Origin of the sequence: Vibrio sp. V03_P4A6T147, from assembly GCF_002241085.1 — a bacterium.
In the GTDB taxonomy this organism is placed as follows: domain Bacteria; phylum Pseudomonadota; class Gammaproteobacteria; order Enterobacterales; family Vibrionaceae; genus Vibrio; species Vibrio anguillarum.
In genome coordinates this window covers 1-4,192 of the sequence record NZ_NDIO01000341.1, presented here as the reverse complement: position 1 = coordinate 4,192, position 4,192 = coordinate 1, and the positions used below count along the sequence as shown (strand labels likewise).

General features: G+C 43.0%; 4 protein-coding genes and 1 pseudogene. 3 read left to right on the top strand and 2 right to left on the bottom strand.

Annotated features, from left to right (window positions below; all coding sequences use genetic code 11):
* Window positions 1-124: 124 nt before the first annotated feature.
* From glgC to B9J84_RS13270, 3 genes are all read left to right on the top strand, one after another.
* Window positions 125-1,342 (top strand): glucose-1-phosphate adenylyltransferase, encoded by a 1,218-nt coding sequence (gene glgC / locus B9J84_RS13280; RefSeq protein ID WP_017043916.1) that lies wholly within the window; start codon window positions 125-127, stop codon window positions 1,340-1,342.
* Between the two features lies 1 nt (window position 1,343).
* On the top strand, window positions 1,344-2,798 hold the full coding sequence (gene glgA, locus B9J84_RS13275) for a glycogen synthase GlgA (RefSeq protein ID WP_013857077.1): 1,455 nt from the start codon (window positions 1,344-1,346) through the stop codon (window positions 2,796-2,798).
* A 133-nt stretch (window positions 2,799-2,931) separates the two neighbouring features.
* A complete protein-coding gene (locus tag B9J84_RS13270; RefSeq protein ID WP_017043918.1) occupies window positions 2,932-3,732 on the top strand; it encodes an alpha/beta fold hydrolase in 801 nt (266 codons plus the stop codon).
* Here B9J84_RS13270 and B9J84_RS13265 read toward each other — a convergent pair.
* Together B9J84_RS13265 and B9J84_RS13260 are read right to left on the bottom strand one after the other, a co-directional pair.
* Window positions 3,729-4,046 carry a putative signal transducing protein gene (locus tag B9J84_RS13265; protein WP_081244899.1) on the bottom strand — a complete coding sequence of 106 codons (318 nt, stop codon included), beginning with the start codon at window positions 4,044-4,046 and terminating at the stop codon, window positions 3,729-3,731. The genes B9J84_RS13270 and B9J84_RS13265 overlap by 4 nt on opposite strands.
* A gap of 8 nt (window positions 4,047-4,054) precedes the next feature.
* Window positions 4,055-4,192 (bottom strand): annotated as a pseudogene (locus B9J84_RS13260) (TVP38/TMEM64 family protein); the annotation flags it as partial.

Here is a 4,192-nt window from a genome sequence, read left to right as displayed (position 1 = left end):
CATTTAGGGTGGTGAGGGAGTTTCATACAGCCCACTGCAAGTGGTCAATAAGGATAGCATCCATACATCCCCTGTAAATTAAGGTATGGAATGCAAATATAAGAATGAAATAAGGAGAATTAAAATGGCTGGTGTTTTAGGAATGATCCTTGCTGGTGGCGAAGGCTCGCGCTTGATGCCTTTAACGGAATCTCGTAGTAAACCTGCAGTGCCATTTGGTGGCAGTTATCGTTTAATCGATTTTGCTTTGAATAATTTTGTAAACGCGGATTTGATGCGTATCTACGTGCTTACACAATTTAAATCACAATCGTTGTATTTACATATGAAGAAAGGCTGGAACCTTTCGGGCATCACTGATCGGTTTATCGATTCAATCCCCGCACAGATGCGTGATGGCAAGCGCTGGTACGAAGGTACTGCGGATGCTATCTACCAGAATATTCGTTTTATTGAACTCTCTACCCCCGACCAAGTATGTATTTTTGGCTCTGATCATATCTATAAAATGGATATCCGCCAGATGCTCGATTTCCATAAACGTGTAGACGCAAAACTGACCGTTTCTGCGCTGAGAATGCCGCTGAAAGAAGCGTCTCAGTTTGGTGTGATTGAAGTTGATGAAGCCGGAAAAATGGTCGGTTTTGAAGAAAAACCTTGCAACCCTAAAGCGATCCCTGGGCACCCAGACCTTGCACTTGTTTCTATGGGTAACTACATATTCGATACAGATAAACTCTGTGCAGAACTGCGTCGTGATGCTGAAGATAATCACTCCAGCCATGATTTTGGCAAAGATATTATTCCTAAACTTTTCCCGGAAGGAGAGGTTTATGTCTATGATTTTTCAACCAATAAAATCAAAGGCGAAAAAGACACAACTTACTGGCGTGATGTCGGTACGATTGAGGCCTACTGGGCAGCGCACATGGATCTATTAGAGCATGATGCCGATTTCTCGTTGTATAACCGTAGCTGGCCTCTCCACACTTATTATCCACCGTTGCCACCTGCAACCTTTGTTGATTCACACGATCGTAAAGTACAGATCACCGACAGCTTGATCTCCGGCGGAAGCTACATTCAAGGTGCGAAGATTTATAAATCGGTACTAGGTTACCGCAGTAACATTGGAGCCAACACTTTAGTGAGTGAATCCGTGATCCTCGGTGATGTTAAAATTGGTGAAGGATGTACAATTAAGCGTGCGATTATTGATAAAAATGTCGAAATAGCACCAGGTACTATCATTGGTGAAGATTTAGAACTCGATAGACAACGTTTCCATGTTTCTGATGAGGGCATCGTTGTTATCGCAAAAGGAACAAAAGTTGGATTCTAGAATGGAAAAAATCGATGTTTGGTTTACCGTTTCAGAAGCTCAAGGTTTGATCAAAAGTGGTGGTTTGGCCGATGTGGCCAAAGCACTGCCTAAAGCACTGCAAGAGTTAGGTCATCAGGTAGCTATTGTGCTACCTGCTTATCGTTCTATATTGGGCATTTCAGATGCTCCTGTTGTGCTAGAAACTGAGCTTACCCATTGGCCTCATACTTCATATCTGGTCCGTCAGATGGAGCTAGATGGAGTGGCCGTGTACTTAATTGAATGTGAACAATATTTTGGCCGAGCACAAATGTATGGCGAGAATAACCAAGCGTACGCTGATAATGGCGAGCGTTTTGGTTTCTTTTCAGCAGCTAGCCTAGATGTTTTACCTAAGCTCGGTAAAAAACCACAGATTATCCATGCAAATGATTGGCATACAGGGTTGGTTCCATTTTTGTTGAAAACGCGTTACCAGCATGACGCTTATTTTTCTGATATGAAAAGCGTATTGACCGTTCACAACGCGATTTTTAAAGGTATTTTTTCTTATCATCAATTAGAGATAATCCCAGAATTGAACTTATCTGGCATGGAATTTTTACGCTACGGACACGATCACGTCAGTATGCTAAGAGCAGGGATTGCCTTTGCTGACAAAATCAATGCCGTTAGCCCTAATTATGCTTCCGAGCTGCTAACACCGCTTGGCTCTCATGGGTTGGTCGATGATTTTGTTCACCGAGCTAGAGATTTGCACGGTATCGTTAATGGGTGTGATTATAGCGAGTGGGATCCACAAAACGATGAATTTCTTCCTCTTGGCTACTGTGATGAAGCTGAATCACTTCAAGCGGGCAAACGGGCGAGTAAGCGCATGTTGCAAGAGGAGCTGCAATTACCTCAGCGTGACTTGCCTTTGTTTGGGATGGTTTGTCGACTCACCCACCAAAAAGGTTTCCACTACATTTTACCTATACTAGAGTCGTTCTTACGCAATGATGCTCAGCTCATTATTGTTGGCACAGGAGAGCCTGAAGTTGCTGTTCAGCTACATAAAATGGCGGCGAAGCATGCTGATAAATTTGCGTTTGTTGAAGCTTATAGCAATCGTTTTGCACATTTGGTTGAAGCCGGTTCTGATTTCTTCTTAATGCCTTCAGAATTTGAAGCTTGCGGTTTGAATCAGATCTACAGCATGGCTTATGGCACGCTGCCCATCGTTCGTGAAGTTGGTGGTTTAAAAGACACCGTGCGTGATTATGATAAGTTTCCTGAAGAAGCGACCGGCTTTGGTTTTCATGATCCTTCTCCAGAAGCACTGCTTATTGCAATGCAGCGAGCGATGCTGTTTTATCTTCAACATCCCGAAACTATGTTGGAGGTTCAGCAGAGGGCGATGCGACAAAATTTTAGCTGGCAGGATTCAGCGAAAGAGTACATCAAGATGTATCATCTCGCGTTTCATGACTGATGTTTTTATAACAAGTAAGGCGCTTTGGCGCCTTACTTGTTTAGCCGAACGAGCCCGCATGATTTTTTGCTATTCAGCCCCCGTTTTGTGGTAGTCTTGCGTTTCTCAAATTGAAGCTGATTAACGGTTTTGTATGTCTCATAGCCTACTTTTCCATAAGACCTACCTGCATCCCACCAGTGATGAATGGGTTGTTTTTGTGCATGGTGCAGGTGGAAGTTCATCCATCTGGTTTAAGCAAATCAAAGCGTACCGTGAGCATTTCAACCTGTTATTAGTTGATTTACGAGGTCATGGCAAGTCAAACCAACTGTTTAAAGAGTTGATGGCAAATCGTTACACGTTTAAATCCGTCACTCTTGATATTCTCAAAGTGCTCGATCATTTGAAAATTCAGTCTGCTCATTTTGTTGGAATGTCACTCGGCACCATTATTGTGCGTAATCTTGCTGAAATGGCGACTGGGCGAGTTTGCTCTATGGTTTTGGGGGGAGCGATAACCCGTTTGAATGTGCGCTCTCAAGTGCTCGTAAAGTTGGGTAATTTGAGTAAACACATCATTCCTTACATGTGGCTTTATCGTCTGTTTGCTTACATTGTAATGCCACAACGCAACCAAAAAGAGTCACGCCATCTTTTTATTCGAGAAGCGAAGAAGCTGTGCCAAAAAGAGTTTAAACGCTGGTTTATGCTGACTTCCGAAGTCAATCCTCTGATGAAATGCTTCAAAGAGAAAGAGCTGCCCATTCCTACTCTTTATCTTATGGGAGAGAGAGACTATATGTTCATTCAACCCGTTAAAGACATGGTGGCAATGCATAGACAAAGTGTGTTATTAGAGATCCCAGATTGCGGCCACGTGTGCAATGTTGAACAATCTGAGATGTTTAACCGCCATTCAATTGAGTTCATCCGCCAGCATCAGACTCGTTAGTCTGAATCTAAACAACCGCAGTACCAGCAGGCTGCAAACTGCGGCCCATTTTCCTCGTTGCACTGTCCACAAACCCAGTTAGGTTCTTCGTTTATCTCTTCTATCTGATAGGCCAATAATTGTGCTTGAGCCTCGGCGATTTGAGCTTCATCCAACAGCCATATATAAGGCAAGGTTTCTTCTGAAAAAGGGAGCTCTCCACCTAAGCCGTATAAGTTATCGCCTCTCACTTCACAGCGAATATTGAATTGCTGTAAATACTGACAAACTATATATGCCTCTATCGGGTGGTTTGAAACACAAATTTTCATCATTATTCACTTCAGGCGGAAGTTGGGTTTTTGTTCAATCTGGCCATAATCCACTTGGTGAGAATAGGAAAAAGACCTAATAGAGCAAATGAAAGCAAAACCGAAGGAGATACAATGCCGGATAAGCTTTCAATTTCAGCTAGTTGAGT

Excerpts from the sequence above, each read along its gene's own strand:
- glgC (WP_017043916.1), top strand. The coding sequence starts at position 125 with ATGGCTGGTGTTTTAGGAATGATCCTTGCTGGTGGCGAAGGCTCGCGC.
- glgA (WP_013857077.1), top strand. The coding sequence starts at position 1,344 with ATGGAAAAAATCGATGTTTGGTTTACCGTTTCAGAAGCTCAAGGTTTG.
- B9J84_RS13270 (WP_017043918.1), top strand. The coding sequence starts at position 2,932 with ATGTCTCATAGCCTACTTTTCCATAAGACCTACCTGCATCCCACCAGT.
- B9J84_RS13265 (WP_081244899.1), bottom strand. The coding sequence starts at position 4,046 with ATGATGAAAATTTGTGTTTCAAACCACCCGATAGAGGCATATATAGTT.